At 45.9% G+C, this 24,936-nt stretch carries 37 protein-coding genes; 29 read left to right on the top strand and 8 right to left on the bottom strand.

All coding sequences use genetic code 11. The features are described from left to right. Positions 1-279: 279 nt before the first annotated feature. Positions 280-417 carry a hypothetical protein gene (locus ACJJI4_RS23900; protein ID WP_444928275.1) on the top strand — a complete coding sequence of 46 codons (138 nt, stop codon included), beginning with the start codon at positions 280-282 and terminating at the stop codon, positions 415-417. 380 nt (positions 418-797) lie between these two features. After that, a complete protein-coding gene (locus ACJJI4_RS23895; RefSeq protein ID WP_444928274.1) occupies positions 798-1,160 on the top strand; it encodes a hypothetical protein in 363 nt (120 codons plus the stop codon). Positions 1,161-1,386: 226 nt separating this feature from the next. On the opposite strand, the gene ACJJI4_RS23890 is transcribed toward ACJJI4_RS23895, so the two are convergent. From ACJJI4_RS23890 to ACJJI4_RS23880, 3 genes are all read right to left on the bottom strand, one after another. Continuing rightward, positions 1,387-1,731: a PD-(D/E)XK nuclease family protein gene (locus ACJJI4_RS23890; RefSeq protein WP_444928349.1), complete on the bottom strand. Its 345-nt coding sequence runs from the start codon at positions 1,729-1,731 to the stop codon at positions 1,387-1,389. 163 nt (positions 1,732-1,894) lie between these two features. Then, positions 1,895-2,311, bottom strand: coding sequence for a CFI-box extended C-terminal domain-containing protein (locus ACJJI4_RS23885; protein WP_444928273.1), 417 nt, complete (start codon positions 2,309-2,311; stop codon positions 1,895-1,897). After that, a complete protein-coding gene (locus tag ACJJI4_RS23880) occupies positions 2,301-3,743 on the bottom strand; it encodes a fused MFS/spermidine synthase (RefSeq protein ID WP_444928272.1) in 1,443 nt (480 codons plus the stop codon). The genes ACJJI4_RS23885 and ACJJI4_RS23880 overlap by 11 nt, the downstream gene beginning before the upstream one ends. Before the next feature lie 537 nt (positions 3,744-4,280). Between ACJJI4_RS23880 and ACJJI4_RS23875 the strand changes: the two genes are divergently transcribed. The 3 genes from ACJJI4_RS23875 (at position 4,281) to ACJJI4_RS23865 (ending at position 5,434) form a co-directional block, all read left to right on the top strand. Continuing rightward, entirely contained in the window at positions 4,281-4,562 is a 282-nt protein-coding gene (locus ACJJI4_RS23875; protein WP_444928271.1) for a hypothetical protein, read from the top strand. Between the two features lie 122 nt (positions 4,563-4,684). After that, positions 4,685-5,152: a single-stranded DNA-binding protein gene (locus tag ACJJI4_RS23870; protein ID WP_444928270.1), complete on the top strand. Its 468-nt coding sequence runs from the start codon at positions 4,685-4,687 to the stop codon at positions 5,150-5,152. 90 nt (positions 5,153-5,242) lie between these two features. Further along, entirely contained in the window at positions 5,243-5,434 is a 192-nt protein-coding gene (locus ACJJI4_RS23865) for a hypothetical protein (RefSeq protein WP_444928269.1), read from the top strand. Here ACJJI4_RS23865 and ACJJI4_RS23860 read toward each other — a convergent pair. After that, positions 5,421-5,741 (bottom strand): hypothetical protein, encoded by a 321-nt coding sequence (locus ACJJI4_RS23860; RefSeq protein WP_444928268.1) that lies wholly within the window; start codon positions 5,739-5,741, stop codon positions 5,421-5,423. The genes ACJJI4_RS23865 and ACJJI4_RS23860 overlap by 14 nt on opposite strands. 57 nt (positions 5,742-5,798) lie before the next feature. Here ACJJI4_RS23860 and ACJJI4_RS23855 point away from each other — a divergent pair, with 57 nt between their 5' ends. The 6 genes from ACJJI4_RS23855 (at position 5,799) to ACJJI4_RS23830 (ending at position 10,736) form a co-directional block, all read left to right on the top strand. Further along, positions 5,799-6,794, top strand: a complete 996-nt coding sequence (locus ACJJI4_RS23855; RefSeq protein ID WP_444928267.1) for a phage-derived integrase/recombinase RecT — start codon at positions 5,799-5,801, stop codon at positions 6,792-6,794. Positions 6,795-6,872: 78 nt separating this feature from the next. Then, positions 6,873-7,214 carry a hypothetical protein gene (locus tag ACJJI4_RS23850; protein ID WP_444928348.1) on the top strand — a complete coding sequence of 114 codons (342 nt, stop codon included), beginning with the start codon at positions 6,873-6,875 and terminating at the stop codon, positions 7,212-7,214. An 83-nt stretch (positions 7,215-7,297) separates the two neighbouring features. Beyond that, positions 7,298-8,299, top strand: coding sequence for a YqaJ viral recombinase family nuclease (locus ACJJI4_RS23845; protein WP_444928347.1), 1,002 nt, complete (start codon positions 7,298-7,300; stop codon positions 8,297-8,299). A gap of 236 nt (positions 8,300-8,535) precedes the next feature. Next, positions 8,536-8,790, top strand: a complete 255-nt coding sequence (locus tag ACJJI4_RS23840; protein ID WP_444928346.1) for a hypothetical protein — start codon at positions 8,536-8,538, stop codon at positions 8,788-8,790. Between the two features lie 385 nt (positions 8,791-9,175). Further along, positions 9,176-10,141, top strand: coding sequence for an AAA family ATPase (locus tag ACJJI4_RS23835; RefSeq protein ID WP_444928345.1), 966 nt, complete (start codon positions 9,176-9,178; stop codon positions 10,139-10,141). A 259-nt stretch (positions 10,142-10,400) separates the two neighbouring features. After that, positions 10,401-10,736 (top strand): hypothetical protein, encoded by a 336-nt coding sequence (locus ACJJI4_RS23830; RefSeq protein ID WP_444928344.1) that lies wholly within the window; start codon positions 10,401-10,403, stop codon positions 10,734-10,736. A 231-nt stretch (positions 10,737-10,967) separates the two neighbouring features. Here the strand turns inward: ACJJI4_RS23830 and ACJJI4_RS23825 are convergent, their stop codons facing one another. Continuing rightward, positions 10,968-11,531: a hypothetical protein gene (locus ACJJI4_RS23825; protein WP_444928343.1), complete on the bottom strand. Its 564-nt coding sequence runs from the start codon at positions 11,529-11,531 to the stop codon at positions 10,968-10,970. A 357-nt stretch (positions 11,532-11,888) separates the two neighbouring features. On the opposite strand from ACJJI4_RS23825, the gene ACJJI4_RS23820 reads away from it, so the two are divergent. From ACJJI4_RS23820 to ACJJI4_RS23760, 13 genes are all read left to right on the top strand, one after another. Beyond that, a complete protein-coding gene (locus ACJJI4_RS23820; protein ID WP_444928342.1) occupies positions 11,889-12,203 on the top strand; it encodes a LexA family protein in 315 nt (104 codons plus the stop codon). A gap of 12 nt (positions 12,204-12,215) precedes the next feature. Further along, a complete protein-coding gene (locus tag ACJJI4_RS23815) occupies positions 12,216-12,755 on the top strand; it encodes a Y-family DNA polymerase (protein WP_444928341.1) in 540 nt (179 codons plus the stop codon). Further along, a complete protein-coding gene (locus ACJJI4_RS23810) occupies positions 12,716-13,363 on the top strand; it encodes a DinB/UmuC family translesion DNA polymerase (RefSeq protein ID WP_444928340.1) in 648 nt (215 codons plus the stop codon). The genes ACJJI4_RS23815 and ACJJI4_RS23810 overlap by 40 nt, the downstream gene beginning before the upstream one ends. Then, the gene (locus ACJJI4_RS23805; protein WP_444928339.1) at positions 13,309-13,461 is read left to right on the top strand and encodes a DUF4113 domain-containing protein; all 153 of its coding nucleotides are present in this window, start codon (positions 13,309-13,311) and stop codon (positions 13,459-13,461) included. Before ACJJI4_RS23810 ends, ACJJI4_RS23805 begins: the two co-directional genes overlap by 55 nt. 245 nt (positions 13,462-13,706) lie before the next feature. Continuing rightward, complete coding sequence (locus tag ACJJI4_RS23800) at positions 13,707-14,207, top strand: hypothetical protein (protein ID WP_444928338.1); 501 nt, start codon at positions 13,707-13,709, stop codon at positions 14,205-14,207. 150 nt (positions 14,208-14,357) lie between these two features. Next, on the top strand, positions 14,358-14,522 hold the full coding sequence (locus tag ACJJI4_RS23795) for a hypothetical protein (RefSeq protein WP_444928337.1): 165 nt from the start codon (positions 14,358-14,360) through the stop codon (positions 14,520-14,522). Positions 14,523-14,536: 14 nt separating this feature from the next. After that, positions 14,537-14,821, top strand: a complete 285-nt coding sequence (locus ACJJI4_RS23790) for a hypothetical protein (protein ID WP_444928336.1) — start codon at positions 14,537-14,539, stop codon at positions 14,819-14,821. Further along, entirely contained in the window at positions 14,821-15,120 is a 300-nt protein-coding gene (locus ACJJI4_RS23785; RefSeq protein ID WP_444928335.1) for a hypothetical protein, read from the top strand. The genes ACJJI4_RS23790 and ACJJI4_RS23785 overlap by 1 nt, the downstream gene beginning before the upstream one ends. A gap of 11 nt (positions 15,121-15,131) precedes the next feature. Continuing rightward, a complete protein-coding gene (locus ACJJI4_RS23780) occupies positions 15,132-15,539 on the top strand; it encodes a hypothetical protein (RefSeq protein ID WP_444928334.1) in 408 nt (135 codons plus the stop codon). Between the two features lie 9 nt (positions 15,540-15,548). Continuing rightward, positions 15,549-16,133, top strand: coding sequence for a YdbT family protein (locus ACJJI4_RS23775; protein ID WP_444928333.1), 585 nt, complete (start codon positions 15,549-15,551; stop codon positions 16,131-16,133). Further along, positions 16,133-16,342 (top strand): hypothetical protein, encoded by a 210-nt coding sequence (locus ACJJI4_RS23770; RefSeq protein WP_444928332.1) that lies wholly within the window; start codon positions 16,133-16,135, stop codon positions 16,340-16,342. Before ACJJI4_RS23775 ends, ACJJI4_RS23770 begins: the two co-directional genes overlap by 1 nt. Then, entirely contained in the window at positions 16,342-17,205 is an 864-nt protein-coding gene (locus ACJJI4_RS23765; protein ID WP_444928331.1) for a hypothetical protein, read from the top strand. Before ACJJI4_RS23770 ends, ACJJI4_RS23765 begins: the two co-directional genes overlap by 1 nt. A 191-nt stretch (positions 17,206-17,396) precedes the next feature. Further along, positions 17,397-18,014: a hypothetical protein gene (locus ACJJI4_RS23760; protein ID WP_444928330.1), complete on the top strand. Its 618-nt coding sequence runs from the start codon at positions 17,397-17,399 to the stop codon at positions 18,012-18,014. Positions 18,015-18,078: 64 nt separating this feature from the next. Here the strand turns inward: ACJJI4_RS23760 and ACJJI4_RS23755 are convergent, their stop codons facing one another. The 3 genes from ACJJI4_RS23755 to ACJJI4_RS23745 all read right to left on the bottom strand — a co-directional run bounded on the left by ACJJI4_RS23755 (position 18,079) and on the right by ACJJI4_RS23745 (position 20,358). Next, positions 18,079-18,861, bottom strand: a complete 783-nt coding sequence (locus tag ACJJI4_RS23755) for a DsbA family protein (protein WP_444928329.1) — start codon at positions 18,859-18,861, stop codon at positions 18,079-18,081. 110 nt (positions 18,862-18,971) lie between these two features. Further along, positions 18,972-19,454 (bottom strand): hypothetical protein, encoded by a 483-nt coding sequence (locus tag ACJJI4_RS23750; RefSeq protein ID WP_444928328.1) that lies wholly within the window; start codon positions 19,452-19,454, stop codon positions 18,972-18,974. Beyond that, positions 19,444-20,358 carry a hypothetical protein gene (locus ACJJI4_RS23745; protein WP_444928327.1) on the bottom strand — a complete coding sequence of 305 codons (915 nt, stop codon included), beginning with the start codon at positions 20,356-20,358 and terminating at the stop codon, positions 19,444-19,446. Before ACJJI4_RS23745 ends, ACJJI4_RS23750 begins: the two co-directional genes overlap by 11 nt. A gap of 350 nt (positions 20,359-20,708) precedes the next feature. Between ACJJI4_RS23745 and ACJJI4_RS23740 the strand changes: the two genes are divergently transcribed. The 5 genes from ACJJI4_RS23740 (at position 20,709) to ACJJI4_RS23720 (ending at position 24,936) form a co-directional block, all read left to right on the top strand. Then, positions 20,709-21,224, top strand: coding sequence for a hypothetical protein (locus ACJJI4_RS23740; protein WP_444928326.1), 516 nt, complete (start codon positions 20,709-20,711; stop codon positions 21,222-21,224). 10 nt (positions 21,225-21,234) lie between these two features. Further along, complete coding sequence (locus ACJJI4_RS23735) at positions 21,235-21,450, top strand: hypothetical protein (protein WP_444928325.1); 216 nt, start codon at positions 21,235-21,237, stop codon at positions 21,448-21,450. A gap of 855 nt (positions 21,451-22,305) precedes the next feature. Continuing rightward, positions 22,306-23,406 (top strand): ATP-binding protein, encoded by a 1,101-nt coding sequence (locus tag ACJJI4_RS23730; RefSeq protein WP_444928324.1) that lies wholly within the window; start codon positions 22,306-22,308, stop codon positions 23,404-23,406. Between the two features lie 489 nt (positions 23,407-23,895). Further along, complete coding sequence (locus ACJJI4_RS23725; protein WP_444928323.1) at positions 23,896-24,492, top strand: hypothetical protein; 597 nt, start codon at positions 23,896-23,898, stop codon at positions 24,490-24,492. Positions 24,493-24,534: 42 nt separating this feature from the next. After that, positions 24,535-24,936, top strand: coding sequence for a hypothetical protein (locus ACJJI4_RS23720; protein ID WP_444928322.1), 402 nt, complete (start codon positions 24,535-24,537; stop codon positions 24,934-24,936).

The raw sequence follows: 24,936 nt of genomic DNA, 5'->3' as shown, positions 1-24,936 counted from the left end.
CAAAAAATTGACTTTGCAAAAGGCTGGGTTGGGTTGAGAATCGAGGGACGAACAAACAAAACAAGCTACGCTGTTTTAGGGGGAATCATGGGTTATTCAGATTTTTAGTCTTGCTTCATCAGTCTGGGATTGGAGGCAAACCGTTACCAGCTGGATTTGAGTTACTGCTATTTTTCTGTATGGCAAGCTGAGTACTTAGCCGGTAATAATCCCGAAAGGACATTGCTGAGCTGTCTTGGAATGAAGTTAGTCGAGAACTTGAAAAAGTAAAGTTAAATTATGAAGTTGAAGAATCAGGAACGATTTTATGCTAATGGCAATGTTCATTTATGGCTGGACCAGAACCTTATTATGTTGGAGAGAATCAATCACTTGATTGTCGAGAATTTCAACGCAACATTTGGAGACAGTAAATAATATGGATATTTTGTACTGGGAACCTTGGGGTTTAAGTATGAAGGATAGGGTGAAAGCTGTTGGCAATTCAGTGGAAGAGGGGTATCACCTGGTTTCAAATATTAAGATTGCTGATAAAATAGCAGGGGGAGTTAGAGCAGGAGTTTCACAATGCTCTATATATCGATGAAATCAGAGTCTTAGCCAATAAAGTCCAAGTCCTTGCCGAGGTTCGTGAGGCAGTGGATGGTGGCTGGATTGGTTGCCATAGGGCAAAAAAGCTACTAAGTAAAATTCATCAGTGTATTATTGATATAGTCAATGATAAAGCTGTATCAAACAAAATACAGGTGTTGGGTGCTTAACTCCAACACTCTGCTGTTAGGTTAAAGGTTAAGAGTATGATTAACCGGAAAAGGAAGTTTTGGGAACCCTGGAATCTGAGCAAGGAAGAAGTATCCCAACTGGAATCTGAGGAGTGTCAGGGTAAATGTATACTGATTGTTGACTTGCACAAGGCGGATCAGGCAGCACAAGCGATAGAGGAGTTATTTAGCCCAGATATGCCCCTTGATGAATTACGAAAGCTAAATGACCGCTTACGAGTTTTGGAACGAGCCAGGGGGCTGGAGCCTCATGAGGATGGCGGTGAGGTCTGGACACAATGTGAGAGAGCGGTTGCGCTTAGGGTGAAGTTAGATCAGGCGTTTAATGATGTTAAAGCCCCGAAAAAGAAATGCCTTCGGAAGGATCAAGATAACTAGTGGATCGATATCCAACTTATAGTGCCGCTATACTATCGAGTAGTACTTTTGGTATAAAAGGTAGCAATTAATACGCCGTCACGATCTCATATTGCGCGAACTTGATGATTCTTAGTTTAACTACCTGGTATTTTCAGAAGTAGAGTATTTACTTTCTGCCATTGATGATGGCGCTTCGCATGTATCGCTTACCTCGGTAGTACAGATCCTATGAAGGTGACGAAGGCTAGCGCATGACATGTTGACACGAAAATTTGTACGCACAGCCACGGCACTTCCCGGCATTTGGCCATGGATTCATCCGTACACCGGCTTTGGCCTGTCTGGTTAGAATTACATATTTTTTGATCTCTTCGAATAGGGCTCTGTCGGTACGGGGTAACTCGATATATTTTTCGGTGCTTGAAGTTTTCACAAGTAACTGCGTAACCTGATAACCGTTTCTGCGGGCGGCAAGAGCAGCACACTTTGCTTGCACAACATCGCTCGTGAATACAGGGCCTCGTCGGCTTTTATACTCAACTGCCAGAATTCCGCCTCGAATTCGATACATGAGATCCGGCTTGCCCAGGACCTCGAATGCATGGTTAAAGAATGGTTTCGTAGATCGTCCTTTGTCAATCCAAATGAGTTTTCCTTCTATCCCAAGACTATTTCTAGTGCTAACAATGTGCTGTAAGAAATTTTAGAGGAGGGCTGCGGCAGCAAGCACAAGCAGACCGTGCAAGAAAACATCAATCATCCTCACGTCTCTCTTGAATGCGGCAAATTTGCCTGTCCACGAAGTACCGCATGACTCTGGAAATCATGGGAAATTTTCGCGATGCGATGACAAGCGGAGGGGATAGAGCATAGTAAATCCTTATAAACACCCTGCCCCTGAAGTGAGAGGCGAGTTGTTGGTCGCGATATACCCTCAGTAGACATGTATTGGGATGGTTGATCCCATAGAGATGTGTCGCAACGAAACAGCGTTGGTCTTCAGCTTGACGATTCAGTGCTTCATGGCTGGTTTCACCCCTTGCCCTTGTTTCGAGAGACTGCAGGGAAGGCTTGGTTCCTTTTTCCTTCAGCTCCAGATAATGTGGGCAATAGGATGCTCTGCCAACGTCGCTGGCAGACACCCACTTTTTCTTTCCGCTATTGCCCATTAGTGGATTCACCCCGGCCTTGCCATTTTTTGATGTTCATCGAGGAGAGGTAACCGTCTACAGTAACTTTAGTTGTATTATCTCGATACAGACTGGCAATTGTTTTATCGTCCATGCTCGACCTCTTCGAGCAGAAATAGACAATATTTACCAAAGCGTCCTGGTATCCGGTAATGTCCGTGATACAGCGTGATAGGGCTTGGCGAACAGTAAAATCCATATTTGCTGAGTATTTGTCACTAAGTCGAGGATTGGCGGCGATATTGAGGACTGCCTTACCGGAAGGCTTAAGGCTTGAGCTAACCAGGGAGAAAAACTCATAGGTAGCTGTGTGCATCGGGGTGGTGGCAGCATTGGTATAGAGATCCACAACTATAACATCCCATAGTTTTCCACTGGTCAGCAAGTAGGATCTGGCGTCATTGGCTATAAACTCTCCTCTGATGGGTTCCTCAAGAAAGTAATTCTCAGCAACTGGCTTAATCTGCGGGTCAACATCGAGATAGGTAAAGTGAGCTCCGTTCGTTTCTTCCGCAGAAAGGGTGAATCCCCCGGCCCCCAGTACCAGAATATCCTTCCCTGCCATGTCATCAACAAATATACCCTGTTTCATGATTTCAATGTATGGCCATCCCTTCCTGTCATTTTCCCCAATGAAGGAAGCGCTGCTTCGATTGATGATGAATCGCTTCCCATCTGGATGATCTGCTACATGATAATTGGAGTAGGGTGTAGTTGCGGCGAACAAGCTGTCTGGGATCTTTACGTTCAGAGTGTAAGAAATGGTTAGAAATGACAATGTTGAGCCCAGTACATATTTTGTCCTGGAGCTACTCCAATTGACCATAAAGCAAAGGCATATCGCCAAAATAAGACAATTGATAAAAATCGAATAACCGACACCGAGGAAGTACATGAGTAGCAGGGATGTGATCAAACACCCAAGTACGTTGCCTATCGTACTTAGTGCTGTGGCATTTCCAGTGGCTTTGCTCTTGCTGATTTCGTGGTCCGCGGTATTGAGCAGTAATGGAACTGTTTGGCCAAGAAAGAAGACCAGAGGAGACATCACCAGTAGGCTGAAAAGGAATAGATGAATCAGTGGATTACTGAGATAGGATATCCCTTGAGTCATGTCCGCGATGGACAGGAAAAAGAAGCTTACAAAAATGTAAGACAACCCTATGCCGAATAGGGCGATACTGCCAACTAGGTTCATTACCAGCGATTTCGCATAACGCTCAGGGGCCTGTTGGCCTCCCCAGTAGTACCCTAAAGCCAGCGCGGCAAGGAAACAACTGATGATAATCGAAGTGCAGAGCACAGAGCTTCCGACAAAAGGTACTGTTTGGCGGATGGTGATCATCTGCAATCCGGAGCTAGCCAACCCCTCAAGAAAAAGAATGAGTGCGACTTTCCGCCTGGTAGTCATATAAAACACCACTAAATAAATAATTATTGAGGATAAAAATAGCGGGATAAGCGTTCAAACGCTCTAATAAAAGGGTCAAAAGCCGTGATCCCTTTAAACGACTTGCAAAAGGGGGGGTATTTGATATAGGTTTCTGTGTGTGCTGGTGTAGTGACTACACCGCATTAATAGGTGCCTTATCGAGTCATATAGTCGGCACCAGGCTGAAAAGCTAGGCTCTATCTGAACTCTCTCTATTGCCGTACACAGCCGGCTATACCAGATTCTAGTTTATCCTCTCTAACATCAAGTTTTTCCTGTTAAGGCTTTAGCCTTTCACTGTACCCATTTAATTCTCACCTTGCACCAGGGCGTTTAGGCCTGTTCTTTACACAAACATAAAGAGCAGCCCTAAACAGTCTTCGTGTGTCTCCGAATCTTGTTGCTGTTGTTGATTCAACAATGGCACCTGGTAAGTACCCCCAAACTGGTCATGAAGCGGGTACGAACGCTGCGGCGTTTTGACCAAATACTCAACTAAGTAATTGGAGACACTTTATGTACAACTTCGATTTCAACGCGCATCAGCAACTTTCCGATAGTCCCAAGAACAATGTTCAAGAGGCCATCGAAAAAGCTAATGAAAAAGCTAATGAAAAAGCTAATGAAAAAGCTCATATGGGCACTTTCATTGTGTGTGTAACTACTGCAGGTGATGTTCTGGTTCTGCCAGAATTCTCTGTTCTAATGAGGGATGATATAGCTGAGATCGTGTATGACACGACCCACGGCTATAGATTTGCTTCATCAAACAATCGGGATAAGGAAAAGAACTTTTAATGCTTTGCATTAAGTTATTTGTTTTGTTCCTTATTTGCGTAACAGAAACCTCTTTCAATCAGCAAAGCGTCAACCGGTACTGATTGAACATCCTCCACAACAGACTAAATAGGAGATACATCATGTATCAGATAGTGTTCCTTATTGGCCGTGTAGGTCAAAAGCAATTTGGTTACACAAAATCTCATCATAAACCAGTATTGAACTACTCGTTGGCAACAACGAAGTCCAAAATGAACAAGAAAACTGGCAACTGGGATGAGGAAACTGAATGGCACCGCCTGGTTTCTTTTAACCAGTGTGCCGAGCATGTGAATGACAAGCTTGAACCCGGTGATGTCATTCAAGTAGAGGGCGAATTGCGGACACGTAAATGGCAGGATCAAAGCGGTACAGATCACTTTACCACGGAAACTGTGGTGAATGATTTTCCGAAGGAATTGCCTCGCTACTACAAACAAGATGGTCAAGCTGCACTTGCACAAAAGCAGGCTCCTCAGCGACAACCAATACAACCAATGGCACAAGCAGCCGGTCAGGGTTTTATGAACCAGGGTCCAATCGATCCGCTCGAAGAACTTCCCTTCTGATCCGGATGTACAATTAATAGCTTGTTTCACCCTGATGGGGACTTCACCCTACAGGGTAAGCCCCATTATTTTTCTCTATGGAGAATTTCTATGGGGTTTTCACGTAAAGAAGTTTATTTCTGGCTGGAAACAGCGAGCGACGCACAACTTCAACACATGCTGAACACATCGAAAGATACTCTCAGTATGCTCACCGATAAAGAACAGGTTTCATCGTTGAAATGGCTTCGCGCCAAGATCATCGAAGAAATTAATGCAAGAAGAGAAGCTAAACAAGCTTGAAACTTTGTTTACGTCTTAACTTTTCGAGCAGCTGATCTTGCTCTTTGGGAGTACCAAATGCGATGGAGCGTATTGCTTGCCACTCTAATGTGTCGGGCTTGCCTTTCAACCGCTTATCGGTCTCCTCTTGCAGATATTTCATAAAGTACGGGCTCGCAGCCTGTCTTGCCTGGATGTAATCCGCATACGTCTTGATAGCTTTGGCATCAATACCGGCTTTTGCTAGTAATGGAGCCTGATTGTCGAGACCAACCTTTGTAAACCTGAAATTACCCTGGTCATCCAGGATGTAGTCTTGGGTTTGCATATTTGAATACCTCCTGAGGTCATTATACCTCAAGTACTCAACCAGCAAGGTGGCATCATGTCTACTAACCATCGTGCTTCGGCACCTAATATTACTAGCGAACTGGCAAGAAAGGAGTATATCGCCGCTATTGAGAAATCTGCGGCGATGTTTTCCGAATCTACCCTCGACTTTACAAGGGAGAAAGTCTTTTCCGCACAACAGCTCCTTAAGAACGAATTCACTCTTAAGGTAGCTAATAACAACCCTTCTAGTCTAAAGCTCGCAATGTATAGCGTCGCTGCAGTAGGACTTACACTAAACCCCCAGCTGGGCTTAGCCTATCTTGTTCCACGCCGTGATCGTACTAGTGATCCATTCAAAATTGTACTTGATATTTCGTATCGAGGTTTGATCGAAATTGCAGTGCAATGCGGAGCGATTATCAGTGCTGGGGTGGAGCTTGTTTGCAAAAAAGATAAATTATTCAAATATCATGGAAGGTTTACTTATCCTGACCATGATTTTGATCCTTTTTCGTCAGATAGGGGTGCTGTTAGAGGTGATTACTGTGTTGCTCAACTTCCTAATGGCGGAGAGCTTGTTGAAGCAATGTCGATAGCTGACATGAATAAGGCAAGAAAGCTTTCGTCCGCATACGCGAGCGAAAACAACTCAGCCTGTTCTTGGGTAACCTGGGAAGATCAGATGCAGCTCAAAACGCTTGTGAAGCGAGCATATAAGTGGTGGCCGTCTCCTTCTCCTCGTATGGGTAAAGTTTTGCAATTACTCAACGAAGAGAATAGTGAAGGTCTGGCAATTCTCGCTGGCAATAGCGGCTCAAATGCCCTTCCACCACCACCTGATCGTCGCGAGGTACCAATAGTTGTGCAGAATACTGTGAAACAATTGGTAGATCGTGCTGTTCAACAAAATGCTTTTGAAGCATGTCGGGAGTTAATGGGAAGCCGGATCAAGAATCCTGCTGAACTGTCTTTTGCATATAGCGAACTGGATAAGGCCAAGGCTGAGTCTGAAGCAAAAATGCACGAGCAGAAAGTCGTTAACGCCTAATTTCAAATAATACTCAACCTTCTGGGGTGATGCTTACTCCAGTGGGGGTGCATTGCCCTTTTTTTTCAAGGATTAGCAATGATCACTTCCAACTCTAACTACAGAACAACTTTGTTCTACTTCAACAATGTTGACCAGATTCGTGATTTTGAGTCATTCAAAATCTGCCCTGTCCATGCCGGTCAGCACATTCCAGATACTGAAGCTGATAAAGCGGAGTATTGGTGTGTCATCGGGATTTATAAGGCTGAGCACGCGCAAGCGAACCAAAGTCCATCTTTTCCAGTCGCTGATTTACCCACTGAGCTGTACGCAAACCTGTTCGCACAACTGTGCCGTCAACTGGTCAGCAGTACACTTGACAGTGCCACAACCAAGGCATTGAAAGAAGCTCTCCAGTCTCAAGCATTAATGGCCTGAGATTAACCCATCTATCACTCAACCTTGTGGGGTAATGCTAACTCCACTGGAGATGGCATTACCTTTCTTTCGAGGAATCTGTAATGTCAAAGATGAAAGCTATTGATCTTAATCAGCGTTCTGACGAGTGGTTGCAATGGCGATCCAAGGGAGTTACCGCATCGGATATTCCGATCATCCTTGGGCTCAGTCCATACAAGACACTTTGGCAACTTTGGGCGGAAAAAGTCGGACGAATTAACACTCCTGATATATCCAATAACCCCAATGTTAAGCGTGGTGTTCGCCTTGAAGATGAAGCTCGCCAATTGGCAGAAGGTCGCTATGGCGAGGTTTTACTTCCGCTCTGTGGGGAATGTGCTCGATGGGATGTTTTGCGTGCGAGCTTTGATGGGCTTGATTCAGCTATGCAACCTTTTGAATTTAAGGCACCCAGTGAATCTGTGTGGGATGACATTGAAAAGAAAGGCGTCGATTCCTGCACGTACAAACTGTATGAGGCGCAAGTCCATGCTCAATGTGCAGTTGCTGGAACGACAACTGGTCACCTGATTTTTCATAAAGAAAGCGGTCAGGACCTGGATTTTACGGTCACCTTAACACCGGAACGGGAAAATGAATTCCTTGAGGCGGCAAAGCTTTTTTGGGAGCACGTCGTAACCAATACGTCCCCAGAGCCTGATCCTGAAAGAGACTGGTATATACCAGAACCTGGAGATCAGCAGTTCAAGTGGGATACGTATGCCGATGCATGGCGCACACAGTACCATCGCATTCAAGCACTTAAAGATGAACTGAAAGTTCTTGAGAAAGAGAAGGGGATTCAGAAGTTAATGATCACGTTGATGGGTCCGTATATGCAGGCGGATATTGGTGGCGTGAAAGTTACTCGATTCATGAAGATGGGTAGTATCGATTATGGGGCTTATCTTAAGGAGAAGTTCCCAGATAAAGACCTAACCGATGAACTGGGGTTCTACCGCAAAGCATCTCGTGAAGAGTCTCGCTTCAGCAGGTCTGAAGATGAACTCATTAATACAGATGTTGGTGCCGTACTAACTACAGTGAAATCTGCTTACTTCTGATATTAATTTAAGTGTAAAACCCTGGGAAACCTGTAGCCCCAGGGTACATTTTTTTACTTGTCCACCACTGGGCACCAGACAAGAACTACGGTTTATATGCTTTTAAGCATGGGAGCCAAACATAGCGGGTACCCCTGATTGGAGGTGAGGTTCGCAGGCTTCTCTAAAGCGTTTTCCGAGAGAACGTTTTAGGGAGCCTGTGGGCTTCAAATTCAATCTATTTTAGGGGATTTGCTATGACACATTTTGAAATGACTGAAGAAAAAGTACAGCAATCAGTAGCTGCTGCTCGTATAGACAACGCCGTTTCGGTTGCGATCACACAAGCTGACCGTATGGCTGAAAGTGGGGGTTGTCACATGACCGTGGTACGTACCAAGCGGCACGGTGTGTGTATCTATAACGAGTACAAGATGCTGGTTGCTAAAGACGAAATCATTGAAGCAATCTACAGCACAGACAATGGTTTTATACTTCGGAGCGCTGCCTAATCGCAGCGCGGAAGGATATGGGCAGTACCTGCAGAAGGGTGCAGAGATTTATCAACATTTGCATCTTGTATTGCGTCTTACAACTCTATGTGAGGCAGGGCGGATACTTACTGTGTCTGCCTTCCTTATGGCCACTCTGGAACCGGAGTGGATATAAGAAAGGCGGTTATTTGGTAACCGGTCCACAGAGATTTTTGCTCGTGCTTGCACGACAAGATAAGTGTCTATTCCGGATATTGAAACGGACACGACGGCTGCGGCTGTATATCCCTACTCAACTTTTTAAGTCTGACCACGCCAGAAGGCCATCATCACCTACTGGGTGGTTGGTGTGCTTCTGACAGGGGTGACTTATACCTCAACGTACTGCAATAGGAGCACATCCATGACACATCGTGATCAAGCTTTAGTTGTTCGCACTACTTTTAACCTTGATGTACCCCCAGAGGTCCATACAGCAGGCTTTGCCGATATACAGAACCCTCATGTGCCAAACCGCGATGATGGCTATGTGTTCCGTCGGGAAACCTTGCGCGACATCCTGAGTTTTCTGGATGACCCTGATGGCGACGGTTTGTATTTTTCTGGTCACTATGGTGCCGGTAAAACAACCTTGCCCTACCAGGTAGCCTCCCGGCTTTTCTGGCCAGTTCAATCTTTTACGGCTCACAGTCGTATGGAGTTCGACGATCTGGTTGGTACCTGGAAACTGGTAAATGGCACTATGCAGTTTCTACATGGTCCCTTAGCCGTTGCTATGCGTGAGGGTCACTTGTTCATTTTGAACGAGATTGACCGTGCTGATCCCGGTCAGCTTGCTGGTCTTCATGATGTTCTTGAAGGGCATCCCTTGGTTATTGCAACTAATGGTGGAGAGGTGATTCACGCACATGAAAACTTTCGATTCATTGCCAATAGCAACAGCATGGGATCTGGAGACAGTACCGGGCTGTATCAAGGTGTTAACCAATTGGATATTGCCTTTATAGATCGGTTCAGGATGGTTGAAGTTCACTATCCAACTGAGGAAGTCGAGATGACCATCCTCGAAAAGAAAACGCCGGAACTTCCCGAGGAGATCCGTCGGGATCTGATTCGCGTTGCGAACCAGATCCGGAGGCTATTTATCGGTGGAGATGAAGCGGCTACGCCGTTGACCATAACGATTTCTACTCGTGCTTTGTGCCGATGGGCAAAGTTAACTCTGGTGTTTCGCAATGCGCCTAACGCGCTCGCTTATGCGTTAAATCAGTCGATGCTTGCAAAGGCTGAACCTGAACAGAAAATTGCGATCGAGCAAATTGCTAGAGACGTGTTTGGCTCAACCTGGCAACAGGGAGATGCAGCATGAGCAATGATTTCGTCGTACTTCATTACCAGGATGACAGCTCAGACAAAATCTGGGCTATCAACGTTGAATTTATGGCGTCATAAAACTCTACATATTATTGGTAACAACAACCATTGGAGATCAGCAAATGTCTGCTGATTATTGAACCACTGGTGATGTAATTCACCAACATACGATGATTCTAACCCTGGAGGGTGTATACCCTTCAGGGGATGCATCCGTCCAGACGTTAGGTCATCTAACGAAAGGAAGATGCAGTATGGATAACCGTATAATGTTCAGGGAAATCAGCAGGCTTCGTACCACGGATCTGCTGATTGCCAAGATGGACTGCATCAGGAGAATTGCCTTATTCAAATCGCTGAAGCTTGGACTTCTTGGTTTGCTGGGCATCTTCGTCGGTCAAGTTGCCAAATCGTTGTTTGCAGCACAAGCCATGTCCATGATGGACTATCTATCTGTGGCACTCGCTTTGTACTGTGTGATTGGCTACTTGATCCTCGATGCTCTTGAGGCTAGTTCAACCGCCCAAGAAAAGCTGGTCTGCGACCTGCTTACCCTTCGAATGAGTAGGACCGGTAAGAGGAAGTCTTGACAAAAGGCTTCTCTGGGATTATTTAATTAAGAGGGTACTATTATGTGGATCATTGTCATGAACCTTTTAATGCTTCTGGCACTAACGTTATTACTTCTTTTCACTGTTATAGGTGTTCTGGCCTATGTTAAGGAACGGAACTCCTGGCGAGAGATTGAAGTGAAGGCGAGTCAATCAGGAATAAAAGGGGTTTATGAATAACCATTAAAGGTCTCTTCGGAGGCCTTTTTCTTATCTGCACTTTGGTGGGCAGAAAGGCGAGACTTCTAAATATGCAGCATTGATTGAGCAGGCATAATGATAGAGATGCCAAAAGCTGAAAAGCTTATTGCTCTCCAATGTATTTATTACAGACCGGGAATCACAAAGCAGTCTAGGCAATCGAATAGCTTTGCCATCCATATTGTAGGAAATGGTTTGTATGTCAGGAACAGAAAGCGATAGCAGGCAGGATATTTCAGCCTCTGAAACTTCTAGCGGTTTGACATCCGCAACTGAAAATGAGCGAATTTCTTTTCCCGGTATGAATTCTAAATAACCCGCGTCCAATTCAAGTGCCTGCTCAATGTAGGGAGCCACGCTCTTTACCATGTTATTCCGGATCATGTTCAATAATACTGGCTCGGTTGCCTTGTCAATTCTTAGGCGTGGCAGGGAGGATTCCATCCGGTACCAATACACACGGTCAATGACTCCGCTATGGTTATTGACAAAATGCTGTATTTCACGAAAGAACAGAGAGGTCGATGGTATGGACAACGTGTTCGTTACGTCTATGCCGCTAAAGTCGGTCATACGTTTCTCCAGTTAAATAAAGACCGACTTCAAACATCTTGACGATTAAGTGCCACAGTAAACACTTAACACTAAACTTGAAAGCATCTCACTCTCACAGAGAATTACACTTAACCTGAACCCGCTCGGTTAATGCAGATATTTTGGTCTTTGAACTGGTGATTTCCTTCTTGGCAGAGTCCAGCAGAGATTTCTGCGAAAGTTCTTTCAATCATTAAATTTCCTTGTCCCCGAGTGTGCTTCAGGCAATAGGCTGTATATATACAGTTTATAGAGCTTCTGGTATGGAGCTTTCTCCCTCTTCGGCCACAGAGCTGCCTGTGGCTTTCCCTCTCCTACCGATAACCCCAAGGGCGGTTGCCCACTACCTGGATAACATCTGATCAGCAAGCCGGCGGCGACCTTTATGGCTCGGACGAATGGGGATCTATGGTGGGACTCCGTATCTCCGACAAGGATCTATTGATTATCGATCGCTCGCTGACACCTATGCATGGCGATGTGGTTGTGGTAGCCCTGGATGGACAGCTCACTTGCAAGGTGCTGGACCAGCAGCAGGGGCGGCTGCTCTCTGCCAATGATGACTACGCCCCGATCCCAATTTGGGAAGGGCAGGAATTGATTGTGGAGGGGGTGGTAAAGGCTTCGGTGCGCTACCACCGGCCGCGCTGAATGCTGGTACTGGTGGATTGCAACAGCTGTTACGCCAGCTGCGAGCAGATATTCCGGCCGGATCTGCGCGGGCGCCCGGTGGTGGTGCTCTCCAATAACGATGGCTTTTTGGTGGCGCGCTCCAAAGAGGCGAAGCTATTAGGCATCGGCGACCTGGAGCCTTTCTTCAAGGTTCAGCACCTGCTGCGCGCCCACCGGGTAGCCATCTTCTCCAGCAACTACCCGCTGTATGGCGATATCTCTCACCGGGTAATGACCACCCTGCGTGAGTTCGGGCCGAATGTGGAGGTCTACAGCATTGACGAGATGTTTTTGGACCTGCACGGCTGCAGGAGGATTGGCAGGACTACGGCCGCAAGATCCGCAACACCCTGTGGCGCAATATCCGTATGCCTGTCGGTGTGGGTATCGCCCCCAGTAAAACCCTGGCCAAGCTCGCCAACCGTGCGGCCAAGAAAATCCCCAAGTGCGATGGTGTCTGTGCGCTGGACACGCCGGAGAAGTGGCAATGGATGCAGCGTCGCACCGCCGTCAATGATGTGTGGGGCATAGGCCGGCGCCTCACCAAGCGGCTGGCGGATTTCGGCATAGAGACCGCCTATGACCTGGCGCAGGCCAACCCGAAAATCCTGCGTCGCCGTATCAACGTGAATATTGAGCGAACAATCGAAGAGCTAAACGGAATCCCCTGCCTGGGCTTGGAGGAAGAGCCCCCGGCGAAGAAGCAGATCTATTGCACCCGCTCCTTTGGTGAAAAGCTCACCGACTTAGCGCCCATCCTGCAGGCCACCACCCTCTACGCCAGCAGGGCCGCGGAGAAATTGCGCGCGCAGAAATCGCTGGTGAAGTCGATCCACCTATTCCTGCACACCTCACCCCATGAGCCCAACTACTACAGCCGCAGCACCGTAGTGCAGACCTCGTACCCCACCGATGACACGCGGGTAATCGTGCGGCTGGTGAGAAAGGCCATAGCTGACTTATACCGCCCAGACTGCCGCTTTATGAAAGCAGGCGTTGGGCTAATCGAGATAATCCCCCGCGCCTTGGGGCAGGGTGATTTGTTCACCCCAGGGCAATTGCTCAGGGCAGGGCAGGGCAGACCATGCAGGCGATGGACCGGATCAATAAAAAGTTCGGTCGCGGGACACTGTTCCTAGGGGCTGAAGGCATTCCGAAAAAGTGGAAGATGCGGCAGGAGTTTACATCGCCCGCCTATACGACTCGGTGGGGGGATTTTCCTAGAGTTAAAACTTAGATTACAGCATGATTCGTAAGCCCTTCTTTCCCGTTGCTCCCCTAATAATGCTGCTGTGCAATTCAAACTAAAGCTCAGGAAAATAGAGGCTTCAATGATTCAATTTTTTATCTAGGGTTTGATGCTCAGAGTATCTGAAACATATCAAATTTTATGTCCCACAAAGACTTGAACCATTGCTATTTCGAGAGTTGCTAGTTTTAGAACCCATGAGAAAGTGAAACCAGCAGAAATTGGAGAAGAGCATGGACTATCGGTTTTTGAGGGTGGATGTGTCTGCGGCGACCTTTGAGGGACTTTCCTTATCGTACCAACGAAAGATTGCCTTGGTGGCCACAGTCGGCATTTGGCTTGGAATGGGATACGCCTGTTACATAGCAGCTTTGCGGTTGGAAGGCTTACACATTGCCGAAGATGTCGTGGATGCTTTTTTATTTGGCATATTGATCCACTACATTCTATGTGGTCAGTTCTTCTTGCTTACCGCCTCAAAGGCATTGCTGTATGCGACACCTCTCGGTGTGCTTTATCGTCAGGATAGGGAAATCCTCGATAAGATGAAGGAGGAACTCCTCAAAATCACTAGCGAAGTGCAGCTCAGAGACTATCTGGACTACGGGAAGATTAACCCTGTGATTCGAGCTCGCGGTAGCCTGGTTGTTATGGCTCACCAAAGTAAGGGCGATCTTAAGCCATGGATCGGCAATGCTAGGAATCTCAAATTGCTGGCGAATCTTGTGTACTAGATCTACTTGGTTGAAAAAGTATTGCTACAGGATACCGAAGCAAATACATAGTCCATCAAACTTATAAAGGGTCATTCCAGATTGATCCTTTAAACATCCTTTCCCCTAGGGGAACACATACCATAGCTTTCAGAAAAAATGGAGGCTTGGATGTTCATTAGTACACCCTTTGTCAGATTCACAGTAAACCGGCTATACCGCCAAGGAAAGCTGGACCAGCAGCAGCGAGACTACCTGATACTCCAGGACCGCCAGATAAACATGATGATCTCCATTGGCGCATTGGTGCTCATCGCGGCTTATTTCTTTAGATAGCCTGAGGAATTCGAGTGAGCAGTATTGTTCATGTTGACTTTAGTGCTAGGAAATCTGAAAGGGCATTCAGCGCTGACGTGTACTCCTATTGCATGAAGAAGTACCGGTTCCAGGTAGTGGCGGCGTCCATCACTGAAGCCTATTGCGCATTTGTCGCGGAAGCAATTATTCATGGTGTCAATGTAATTCGATGCATTGCTATTTACTTCGGGTTGGCTGACCAGAGGGATAAGCGACAAGTACCCGCCAGAGTGTGGCAGCAGCTCGACCCTGTTGCCGGCCGGCTAGTAGAGTATTGATGATGGACTGGTTTCGTTCTCCAAAGTCTTTCCCTTACATTGTCGTCGCTACGGCAACATTCTTGATGTTAGTCATACTCAAATCTGGTGAGCATGTATCCATCACTTTCCCGTTACTACTTTTCATGTCGGCAAAGCTGAGTGTCATTTTCGGCTCAGTGGAAATCGGTCTCTCCTGTATTGGCCGCTATGAAAGTAAAGAAGATATATATCGAGCAATTAGTAGGGCGATTTCTGCCTTTGGGATGGCTATGTCTTTTATGTTGTTAATTGGGGCTTATGAGGCAGCTAAGGCTTGAAGGAGGAAACTTTGAAACTCATAAGGATCAGCGAGATAAAGTCAGAAGCTGTGGGTGATCGCTGGCTCTATCAAGTTCTTGAGCACCTGGATACGTTCACACTACTTGAATGTCAATCTAAACAGCAAGTCTCTTTAATAGACGTTACACAGACCCTTATCCTAGATCATTTTGATGAGGCAGATAATCCTGCCTTACTTCTACATCAAATATTGAACTCGGAATGTGAGTTTAAAACACTCATTGTTGTATCTACTATGTCGGAATTTGATAGTCATTATTTATCCAATTTTAATTTTGATATGAACATAGCATTTGGTGGTGATCCAAATTCGCCGAGCGCACTTAACACTTTACATGTGGATGATCTTAATGTGGCAACACGCCTAGTGAGAAACAGCTTGCGGCACGCAGCTTAAGGGGGAAATATGAGCGATGATACGGCAAAGTTAATAGAGGAGGTGAATACCGATAACCAGAGTTCGGTTTCCTACAACGATGAAACGGTTATTTGGGAAGGCAGGCCCTCACAATGGGTCAACATCGGCTCATTTCTTTGGTGGGGAGCATTCCTAATCGCCTCCACTGTTCTGTTAGTTTTTTGGCAATCTGGGCTGAACGAAGGGTACAGCCAGGTTATTACTGAAGCTGTTTACTGGGCTTGTTATGGCCTTGTGGGGTTGTCGATATTTAGCCTGGTATACGCATATTTATCAGTTCGTTACGAACACACAGTCATTACGCGCAATAAAATCAAAGAAGCTAAAGGAATAACGAGCATATTCCGGCAGGAGCTCTTCTGCGAAATCAGTGACATAAAGGATATTCACAGCCCACCCGCAGGGCTGCTGGGCCTTGTCGGTCTTTCTACATTGGTCATCGAGACAAACGATGATGATCAGCCAATCATAAAAATAAGAGCAATTAAAAATCGCAATCAGTTAATTGAAATGCTCCTTCCGATTTGGCGCAAGCTGAAAATAGAGCGGAAGGGGTACTTTGGAGACCGCTAATGAAAAACATAAAGGACATCGTAATGCTTGGATGCTTAATGATTTCAGGATCATGCTTTGCGGGGCCACAAGATCAGCATAAACCAGAGTTAGGAATTTCAACAAGAAAGACAGATATCGAGTTTGTTCAGGAATATCACGATCACTTAGACCGAGGGATATCTAGGCAACATTTGGAATCCTATTGGACAGAGAATAGAGGTGTTTAATGAAACTGGTAACGATTATTGCGGTACTATGCCTATTTCTCATTAGTTCTGTTGCGATTTCAGATGAGGATACCTCAATCTCGGCTAAGGCTTTTCCTGAGGTTACCTTTGATAAGGTACAGGAGATATTTGGCTACAACTTAGACACTGATGACACAGTACTTAAAACGTTGCTCCTGGCCATAGGTATGGATCATACAACTACCAAATCTCCAAATGCCAGTCAGCGTATTGGTATCCCCTACATTATCCATGATGGACCTGCTTATTGGGTTCGTCGATTACAATCCGGGGATAATTCATTAGAGGTACTCGTCAACAATGCGCTTTTGCTACTCTTTACCACAGAGAATATACCGAAGGCGAAAGAGACAGCTTTTATCTTGTTGAAAGCATCTGCAGAGAAAGGATACTGGCCAGCAGACTACTATATCGCAGAGGTTAATCTGGAGGAGCATTTAACACAGGATTATTTAAGCGCCACACCTTCTACAGGTTTGATGGACAACCCCACCAAGACAATTGCCAAAGATACGATGGCTAGATACAACCGCTGTGCAGATATGGGGTTTGCGCCGTGCCAGTTCCGAATTGGGTTCTGGTTGTCAGGGTCACCAAAGTCCCTTAGTGATGGGCTAAATATACTCAGAGCCGCAATTCATACTACCAGGGCAGACACGCGTTATCAGGGAGTTCTAGATGGTGCCATGATTATGGCGGCAAGGGAGATAGTCTTTAAGGGTAAGCAAGCTGGTATAGATGGCGTTGTTCGGGAGGAGTATGCCAATTTGATCAAGCAACAGCTTGCGGTTCTTTCAGAATCGGGTAATAGAAGGGAGGATGACTTTGCTGAAGATAAATGAGGCGGTAGAATCGAGTAGCAAGGTAGTGTTGTACCGGTACGGTTTCTATTTAGATCCACAGCCCAATGATCCGGCTTTAATAGACTTGGTAGAAGCTGAGTCACAGGCAAGGAGATTGTCCGTTGACAATGATGGTACGCCGGCTGCAATTTAGGATGATGCCGATAAAACTCTGAAGCTATTTTCCGGATATGAAGATTTTATTCCCGTTGACCTATAGACCCTTGGTGGCATGGTGTAAATATGTTGCTTACGCAATTGGGTTCTCTATTATTGTGATTGTGCTGTTATCTTTCCTCGCCTCATATCACACCAAGAAATCGCCAATCGAATTACCATCACCTGAACAGCAGGCGATGATTTCAAAATCTAGAATCCTAATTTGCACCATCGATAAAGATCTATGCGATTCGATAGATTTCGGGAAAATTGAGTTTAGAGTAATCAATTTGCCGTTGTATCTTGATATTGGTAAGGGCCTATATTTGTCCCATTATGCACTCACGAATAAAACGGATTCAGGTTACAGAATAAGTTTGACTAATCATCTCTTTGACGACATTTCTGCAACTACGGTATTTATTTATCATGAGTTGCAGCATGTAAATATTTCCGACTTCAGCTTATACGATGATGGCGGAAATGAGCATGAACAATGTCTTGATCATAATAGGGTTAAGGAGAGAACAACTGTGTTTGCTAAAAAGATGGATCTTCTGGTGAATTCCAAGGAAGGCCTTGAGTTAAACACTAAGGGCCTCCCAACGGACTATTCAAAGCTATACGGTAACACGGCCAAACGTTGTTAAATTATCAAGTATTCACCCTGAGCAACTTAGTTTAGGTAAAGTTGAACTTCATTATAGGAAAGTGCTAGTTTTGAGTAAGGATTTGCTGAACGGCTTGAAGTAGTTGCTCCGGCGTCCGATAGCCTTTCAAGATATAATCCCTGCCGGTTTGATTGTCCAAAATACGAATAGCAGGCGTTGCGCTGATTCCAGCACGGCGGCCATCCTCATAATCTTGGTTGATTTTTGCTTTATGATCATCTGAAGCAAGGCAGTTGCCGATAAGTCTACCGTTGAGCCCGAATGACCGTACATACTCAGGAATGTCACCAAGGCCTTTGCCGTTGCCTTTCGTATCTTCCATGAATCTCTCAAGGGCTATCCAGGCGGTGCGGTTATCATAGTACTCCTTCACGCACTCAATAGCCTGGCTTTCAATAGCCGCTACTGGGTTATGCCCGCCAAGCGGAAAGTGTTTGAATTCCCAATTCATAACCCCTTGAGAGTGATCCACGACTTGCTTAATGCTCCCGTGCATTTTTCGGCAGTAGGGGCATTCAATATCGCCATACTCCTGGAGTGTAATCCTCGAATTAATCTCACCATAGATAAGGCGGTTGTCCGGCGTAGATGCCTGGGCTAACTGAAATTGCTCTTCCAAACTGGGCAGGAATTCCTGGGCTTTACGCTTCTCTAGGGAGCTCAGTCGGTCATCTACCAGTGTGATTACATCATTTTCAGAGAGTGTACTCTGACTGTTTATCGTTGCCTTCAGCGCTTCTACGGTGTTGTAAAAATATGCATTAGAAATGGAAAGAGCTGCGGACACTATAACTAAGCCCACAAGTAAGGCAGATTTGGTTTTCATGGTGCGCCTCAAGACTAGGATCTATCGGCACTGTAAGTGCATATACCAGGCTGTGGCAGGCTTTATGGGTCAAACAGCTATGACCCAATCGCTTTTCAGTCTGCGATTCCCTAATTGCTTGGTTTATATAGTGCCGCAGCTCCTCTCAAGGCAGTAACCAGCAGGTTGCTGTCAGTCAACGCTGTTTGTTTCAGTAGCTGCGAGAGGATCAGGCTCGATACTTGGAACGTCTGACCAATGGGAATAGGTAGCGCAAAAGCATTGCCACTTCCCTGGGTAGCCGAGACATACAATTTGTTAGGTTGGCGATCGATGACAATGCCCTTTCCACTTCTTTTGAAGTGAGCTTTAGGTAGGTACCCAAGGCAGATCGCGGCCATGATCGGAAGCTCGGTATCGCTCAACTGGATGGTTATCTTGCGAGCCCAGATGACATCTGGGCCTTGCCTTGGAGCAACATCAAGATTTACCGTATGCCCTTGAGCCACCCCCCTGACCAATAGAGGCGTCGCTTCGACTGTTAGAGCCGCGCTGGAGCCAAAGCATCGGACTTTTGGCTGATTTGATGGATAATTTTCTGGTTCAACGTGCATATCGGTGTAGATTCAAAGACGTAATGAATGCCTGCTGCTCAATGTCAGATTCTCTTTGTAAACGATCAAGGTCCTCTCGTTTACCTGGGTTTTCTCGCCATAGTTTCCTAGGCATACGCTCCTGCTGTGCGATGACGATGCCAGAGATAGGGCACGACTTCCGGATAACTTTACCGGCCTCCTTGTAGGCGTAATTCGCTCGAAGTTGATTAGCAAGCTGGGTCTTTCGAACGAGTATTTCTCCAGGGTTACAGCGACCAAGGAGATCCAGAACTAATTTAGATTTTTCGTCGGATAACTTCTTGGCCATTTCAACCGCTTGATCCACACTCACCTTCTGAGTGCGTGTATGGTTGGTTGCCCACGTCCAACTGAAGACATCGAGGCTTGGGGGCATTATCCGAATATTTGCATAGCAACGCTTAAGGTCTAGCGCAGTGATACCTGCCGTACTCATCGCTTTTTTTAAAGCAGCAGACCGGTATCCATCTTCTTCAACCTTATTCCGAATCAATGTGGAAATCCGTGAGACAGCTGTGTCTGTTTCCTTCTGGAATTTGCGAATGGCCATCACGGCGTCTTTGAAAGCGACTTTCGCAGTATTTAACTGGTCCACAGCGGTCACAGTGTTTGGCGAGGCACAAATTATCCCGGCTTCAGGTATGCTCTCGCTCTTATCTATGATGAATAGCTGGGTCATGGATTTTATCGCAGCCTCCCGAGCATCAAGTGATACGTGGTCCTCTTCGTTAAGCCCAAAAGTAGGGACATAAACCGGGTACCTATCCTGATCACTTCTTACTGAATCCTTAACAACCAGGCATGCTTCAGCCAGTGCCTGATAGGTTTCATACAGCTCAAGTACTAACTCAGTCGGAAGGATTACACTATCTGATTCATCCATACACTTATCCAAGTTCACCATGGATCTGGCAAACCATGTCAAATTAATATTAGATATAGAATATCAGACACTGCCAAACAGGCTAGCGGTGCATCCCTAGAGAATTTAAGAGGTGTTGTTGCCAGCATACTAGATTCCGTTGTGGACCAGGTTATTCTTCCATGGACAAGCAAGATTGGTCGAAAAACCCTCTCAAAAAATCCATTCCCCTTTTCTTTCCAGCATCTTCAGTCTGCAGTCCATACCTATTGATAATTGACTCTGCGGTAGCCACAGATTGCCATTACAATGTGCCGCGTTGAATCGGTTAACTGCTCGCAATTCTGGAACATTGAAGGAGGAATGCCTTTATGCTGGCCACTCACAAGGATGCGGAAGAACGGTACACCAAGCTCAGACTTGCAGTACTTGATGAAATCAATAAAGATCTTCATTCAAGTCTGCCAAACTTAAAGGCAGCTCTCATAGATCAGTCTGCATTGTTAGAATCTAAACGTTGGGAGTCATCTCCAAAGCGAAGGGTAGAGTGGGATTGGACTGAAGGCTATAACGCATTCCGATATCGTCATCCGAAACGCTTTGAGATGGCGCTTTGGAATAACAGGCAATTGGCCAGTTTAAGTTTGGGGCGGCCCACCTACCAAGGCACAAAGCTTCGACTCGACTTCATCGAGGGTAATCCAGGCAATACGAAGGATATCCGTGTATTCGAATATACCTTTCTTGCCATGGCGGGTTATGCTGAGGTTCTAGGTGCCAAAGAACTGCGCGTCATGAACCCGATAAATGCAAGTGTACGCCAATACTATGAACGATTCGGCCTTGTGTACGTGCCAAAATCTGATTACCTGTTTGTAAGGCTGTAGGGTGCTACCTATGAGCGAAAAAGTTAAACACATCAGTGACGCGAAAAAGAAGAAGGGCTCGATTTCAGACGCCATTCGACGCGCAAAGCAACAAATCCGGAATGTCGGGGCGGAAGATATTTCCGAGCCAGATGGCTTTGCGTCGGGCGACATGAAGAAGTTTCTAGAAGACCCAAAGAGTTACGAAAAGGAAGACGATGATGACCAATCAGACAACCCAAAATAAGCCTTTAAGTAATAATGAGAAACAAACGCAAACACTTGCTGGTGAAATCGATCCGAAGAACGCCAAGGTACAGGTGTTTCTTGCCTTGCAGAAGGCCAAGCGTCGGTTCTCTGTAGCTAAGTAACTCCCCCCTGTATTCCTATCAGGCGGAAGAGGGAGGCTTGAACCTTGGCTTCGCTTAATGGTGGATTCCTGCTGTACCTTCATAACCCCCCCTCCCGCACCCAACCGCTGTTTCTACGCCATGATAGCTACCTTCTAGTAGCTTCGGGGGTGCCAAGGGCGGTCAATCTCTGGTATTAACAACACTGGCGCCGCCTCAAGATCTTTAACTGAAAGTATCTCCCCCCAAACAGTCAAACACCCATCATTGCTCAATACCGGGAGGTTCACTTACTCACCACCTGGCAGAAGTATTTTTAAGCACTTCTATACCAGATATGGCATAGAGAACCTCTATCTGAGCACTTTTCACCTCACTGCCAAATCGAACCGACGCCTTCATTTACCTTACCTTTCCTTTATTTTCCTTCTATTTCCTTGGCACACGTTAGGCTACGCCTACGGTGCAAAAAGTAACCGATAGAGGAGGGTACAAGTTGCCTTCTTCGAAATAAGAAGGATGGGGGAGATCGCCCACGAAAGGCATTATCTGGTATAAAAGTTCTATTAATTTTGGCTTTAAAGGGTACCTGATAACGTAAAATGTTAATTAAATCAATTAGTTAAGACCCCAGGAAATAGAACACCGATATTCACTGGACTTGAATTACGCACAATTACCTCTAGAATGCGTAATTACGCAAATGGTGCATAAAACCGCGTAACTTATAACTCTGAATTTGAGGTCATTTTATGGAAGGGTGGCACTATCCTCGAACAGAACTGGCTGAACAATACCTTGGCTTATTGGCACTTGGTATCAATTCGAGCCTGGCAATCATAGCTCCCCGTCGCAAAGGCAAGACACTCTTCATTCTTCAAGATCTCGCACCACTGTCGCAGAAAAAGAACTACATTCCTGTCTATGCCAGCCTCTGGCAGAACATCAATGCGCCGCATGAAGGGCTGATCGCAGCCCTGGAGGATGCCATCGCTTCATTTGATAAGAAGTCAACTTTGAGCCGGTTGCTCAATACGAAAATCAAAAAAACCGCAGTAAGTAACGAGCTACTGGGGAAGATGGAAGTGGAGTTTGCTGATAATCCCAGTAAACCAACCAGTAAGGAGCTAGCTTACCTCGATCAGCTGCTCAATATACTGGTGGAGAAATCGGGGAAAAAAACTGTTCTGTTGCTGGTTGATGAAGTTCAGCACCTCTCTACATCCAGTCAGTTCGATCCGCTTACTCACACCCTGCGAACCATGCTGGACAAACGCCAGGGCAAGGTAAAAAGCATATTCACAGGCTCCTCCAGACACTATCTGGATCTGCTGTTAAACGAATCCAAATCACCGTTTTATCATTTTGTTGAAGAGAAAAAATTTCCCGATCTCGATGTTTCCTTTATAGAGTTTTTGCGTGAGAAGCTGGCGAGGAACCATCAGATCACTATTGCCATTCAACCACTATGCAAAGCCTTTTCAGACTTGGACCAATCGCCATACTGGATGATGAAGCTCATTGCCCAAATAATCACCTCCAAAGCCTCGGTAAAGGACTCTCTTGAATACGTGCACCAGCTCATAGAAGCTACAGAGGATTTCGAGGGAATATCTAAGCGGTTGAAGCCCATCGACAAGCTAGTATTTTTAGCTCTATGCCAAGGTGCAAACCCTTACTCGAAGGAGTTAATGGCGAAAATCGATAATTACGCAGGTGTCAAAGGCGTACCCTCAAATATTCAGCGCGCCATCAAGCGTCTCTCGGAAGCCAATTTGATCAGCCAAATTCGGAAGGGGGGGTACAACATTGAGAAGCCCGGACTAAAACGCTACTTGGAACAACAGAGCTAATAAGAAAGGATTAGCCGATGCAGGCAACTTTAAAACGATGGTTTACCGACAGATGCACCGGACATCGTGGACAATGCTAAAGAGCTAAAGAGCTAAAGAGCTAAAGAGCTAAAGAGCTGCCAATACCTACATCCAGGGAGGAACGTAGAAGTTGAGTGCCATATTAACAGCAAGGGTTTGGTTAAAAAAAGCGTCAAGCTGGCCCAAGTCCCATCGAGAACAACCAATCTACGCCATACGCAACAGTATCCCTTCCAAAGAACGGCTTATGGTCGGTACTAGCGCTAGAAAAGGGTACAACATCAATGACCCTTTTCTCCTTGGTTCCCATTCATCGACCAGGATAATCCCACGCTACACAGGTCTACCCAAGACTTCCATGTGCAGGTATCTCCTGGCTCGATGCTCAATCAGCAACTCAATATGCCCGGTTGCTAGTTTGTCACCTCGTAGTAACGTTAAGTAAACACTCTTATTAGGAGAACACTCATGAAACTATCTGCATTTATTGTCTCTCTAGCCCTGATTGCCATCGTGAGCGGCTGTGCGTCCAATCAGCACGTCTACTCATCAGACGGCAAATGCCTGACCTGCTGGAATAATCCGGTTACTGGTAACCCCATCAATCACGATGGAAGTGCTAACCAGAAGAAAGCCACACAGGAGTCCCAAGTGGCGAAGACAACTACTACCGACACCACCGTGGTGAATACATCTGCCAATAAGCCTACTGAACACAAGATCGTATTTACCGTACCTGTGAATGTTGATCTCGCATTCCTAAAAATTAAAAAGGAATTCAACTACCAAACCGAACAGGAAATTCGCCAGGAATGGGGCAGCTTGGCCGACACGAAGATGCAGACTTTTGCCTATGCCTATGGCGCAACGCCTTCTCTGTACTACCACATGCGAGCACACAGAAACCACGACGGGGTTATGGCTGTTATTGACAGCCTGATTGAAAAGCAAAGCGATAAAGAGAGTGCAATCACAATTACCTATTGGCTAACTGACAAGTCCGTGAATGCCACTCAGTTTGGAGAATCTCTGAAAAAACGCACCCGAAGGGCATTAAATATCTAGTGGAAGGGGGGGGAACCCTCCCTCCTAATTTTGGAGTAATAAATGATCAGAATAGTAGTTGGCTTCATACTTGGAGCTATTTCAACCTTCTACATTTTACCATTTATTGAGTCAGGAACAGGAAAGCTGCCTAGACGAGATATAGGGGGCATATTCTCTTCTGATAAAAATCATCACTCCTCAAACATTATTAACTCAGTACCGCCTTCCGATTACCGTCAAAGCATTAATCGAAAAATTGATGCAGATGTTATGACGGCAATTTCCGTCACTAGAACACGCTCGCTCAATGAACAGGCCTCCAGCTATATGGTAAAGCTCATTACAAACTTGATTGAACAAGAGCCTGGTATACAAACATTTGTCCGCGAAAGGCTGGATAATGGGATTACCAACAGGGAAGCACTGGAGATCTTCGAAAAATACTACTCGGTTAAAGGATGA

Source organism: Microbulbifer maximicatervae (SeqCode), from assembly GCF_052467305.1.
This window is presented reverse-complemented; position numbering and strand designations above follow the sequence as displayed.